The sequence below is a fragment of the Corallococcus sp. CA049B genome, assembly GCF_003611685.1.
GTDB classification, from domain to species: Bacteria; Myxococcota; Myxococcia; order Myxococcales; family Myxococcaceae; genus Corallococcus; species Corallococcus coralloides.
Genome location: NZ_RAWC01000405.1, coordinates 1 through 2,841 on the forward strand (window position 1 = coordinate 1; position 2,841 = coordinate 2,841).

The following is a 2,841-nucleotide window of genomic DNA, read 5'->3' on the forward strand; positions in this document are numbered from 1 at the left end:
GCTCGTGGACGCGGGGCTGGCCGGGGGGGGCGAGGCAGGGGCCGCGGTGTTCGTCTCGGGAACCGGGGCGCCCGCTCCGGACGTCTGCACGGGCGTGGCGGGCTCGGGCTCCGTGAAGTACGCCTCGGAGGCGGGCACGTCCTGCGCGGCGGTCTCCACCGGCTCCATGGCGGCCGGCTGCGCGCCGAAGGGCGTCGTCTCGGGGAACTCGACGTTGAGCGCCACGGGGGCCACCTGCGGCGGCACGATGCCGTGGCCCGGATACGGCGGCAGCGCGAGCTGCGGCGGCGCGGACTCCTCCACCGGCACCTCTTCGTGGAAGGGCTCCGTGCCGCTGACCAGCGTCACCTCGGAGGACGGCGGGGCCGGCGTGGGGGGCGGCACCGGCGCCAGCGGGCTGGGCGCGATGGCCGCGCCGCCGAAGATGGGCGGACGCGAGGGCTGCGGCTCCACGGGCGTCTGCGCGGGCTGGGCGGCGAACGGACTGGGCGCGGCCGGAGTCCGGGACGCGGACGACCAGGGCGAACCGGGGCCCCAGGTGCTGGAGGCGCTCAGGCCCTCCGTGTCCACCCGGCTCCAGTCGAGCAGCAGGCTGCGCCGCGCATGATCCACCGCGCGGTGCGCCGGAGGCGGCTCCACGAGGAACGCCGAGCCCTCCTGCGACAGCGGCGGAACCGCGGGCTCCGCGCCCTCCTGGCCGAACGCGGGCGGCCCGCCCTCACCCGGGCGAACGCGCGGCGGGAAGATGATCACCTGCGCCGGCTGCGGGGAGACCGGCGCGGGCGCCATCTCCGCCACGGGCGTGACCTCCTCCAGGGGCTCGGGATGCGCGGGCGCGGCTTCGGGCTCCGGCTCGGAGACCGGAGCTTCCGCCACGGGCGCCGCTTCCACCGGGGGCGGCTCCACGGGGGCCGGCGCGGCGTGGGGCTGGGGCGCGGGCTCCTGCGCGGGCGCGACGTCCACGGGGATGGGCGGCGCGGCGTTCAGCCACTGCTCGATGCCCGGCTTGCTGCTCTGCACGGGCTCCAGCGGCGCGTTGCCCAGCTCGCGGATGAGGCCCTCGAAGTACAGCTTGCTGATGATGCCCAGCGCGGCCAGGTCCTCGAAGTCCGAGTCCTCCACCACGCGCGACAGCGCGCGCTTGCCGTCGAACAGGCGCAGGAGGCCGTTCACCTCGTCGGGGATCTCCGACAGGCGGTCCGCCAGCTGGTGGTAGTCGATCTCGAAGACCGTCTCCAGCGGCGGGAGCTGCTCGAGCATCCGGCCCCACTCGTCCAGCCGGCGCATGCCCTCCATGAGGAGGCCCTGCGTGGAGACCTCGATGCGCTCGGTGCGGTCCAACGTGGTGAACTGCACGTCGAACTGGCCTTCGAACGTGTTGAGCAGGCGGTAGAAGGCGTTCTCGCCCTTGAGCCGGCCCAGCTCCGCGTCGATGACGCGGCCTTCCTTGAAGTAGACGACGCCGGTGCGCTCGCCCTGGATGGAGATGACGCCCGTCTTGCGGCCGATCTCGAAGGTCTGGACCAGGTCCACGACGCCCATGTCGGCGAGGCTTCCCGCGAAGCCGCCCTTGGTCGTCTCGCGCTTCTCGATGCGTTCCTTCTCGGCCTTCTGAAGGATCATCTTCACGCGGGTGACGATCTCTTTGATGTAGATGGGCTTCGTCAGGTAGTCGTCGCCCCCGAGCTCCAGGCCGCGCACCTTGAACTCGACCGACTTCTGGTTCGTCAGGAAGACGAAGGGGATGAACTTGAAGCGCTCGTCGGACTTGAGCGTCTTGCAGAGCTCGAAGCCGTCCATCTCCGGCATCTTGGTGTCCGCGAGCACGAGGTCCGGCGGGCTGATCTGGACCTTCTCCAGCGCATCCTTGCCGTGGATCGCCGTCGTGACGGAGAAGCCGGCCTTCTTCAGGCTGACCTCCATCACGCGCAGACTCTTCGCGTCACCATCGACGAGGAGCAGGTGCTGCTTGGCCACGTGGCATGCCTTTCAAGACGGGCGGGACGGCGGATCCGACGGGGGCGTCCCGTAGGGGCAAGCATCGGGTCCGGTTTCCAGGTGTGTCAATGGGCGGGACTGCCCGGAAAACCGGCCGGCTCCCTCCCCGGGGGACAGGCGAGTCAGCGGAAGAGGCCCTTCTTGGGCGGGTTCTTCTTGCGCATGTCGATGAGCCGCAGCTCCTGGTTCGCCTCCAGGTGCTTGGGGTTCGCACGGACGGCTTCCCGGAAGTGCTTCTCCGCGCGGTCCATGTCCCCTTCCACGCGGGCGATGACGCCCAGCTGGTAGTGGGCGCGATCACAGTTCGGGTCGGTGCGCACCGCATCCGCCATCCACTGTTTCGCGCGGGGCATGTCGGCCTTGCGGCTGGGGTCCATGTAGACGGACCAGGCGCGCGCCGCGAGGTACAGGGGCTTGGGGTCCAGGCCGTACGCGCGCTCGTAGTGTTCGCTGGCGGCGAAGAAGTCGCGCTTGCGGAAGAACACCTCGCCCATGCGGAAGAGGTCGTCCGCGTTGGTGTCCGCGCGGGCCGCGGCGGGGCTGCCGGGGCGGGCGGCGCTGGAGGCAGGGGGCTTCGGCGCGGCCTGCGCGCCCTGCTGGGCCAGCTGGTAGTTCTTGCGGCGCGTGTCGTCGTGGAGGACTTCGTAGGCCTCGCGGATGGACTCGAAGACGGCGGTGATCTTCGGCGCCAGGTGGGGCAGCGACGGGGGCAGCCGGTCCGGGTGGAAGACCTTGGCGAGGCTCAGGAAGGCGGCCTTCACCTGGTCGCGCGAGGCGTCCTGCGGAACCCCAAGTGTGACGAAGTGGTCCTTCTTCGTCTGGATGTCGGCGTAGCGCCTGTCT

General features: G+C 71.2%; 2 protein-coding genes. Both read right to left on the reverse strand.

Translation table 11 applies throughout. The annotated features are described in order from the left end of the window. Positions 1 to 1,977 (reverse strand): response regulator (locus D7W82_RS39145; RefSeq protein ID WP_233588206.1); only part of this gene is annotated, 1,977 nt, incomplete at its 3' end. Between the two features lie 143 nt (positions 1,978 to 2,120). After that, the coding region (locus D7W82_RS39150) for a DnaJ domain-containing protein (protein WP_120623116.1) at positions 2,121 to 2,841 on the reverse strand (721 nt) is incomplete at its 5' end.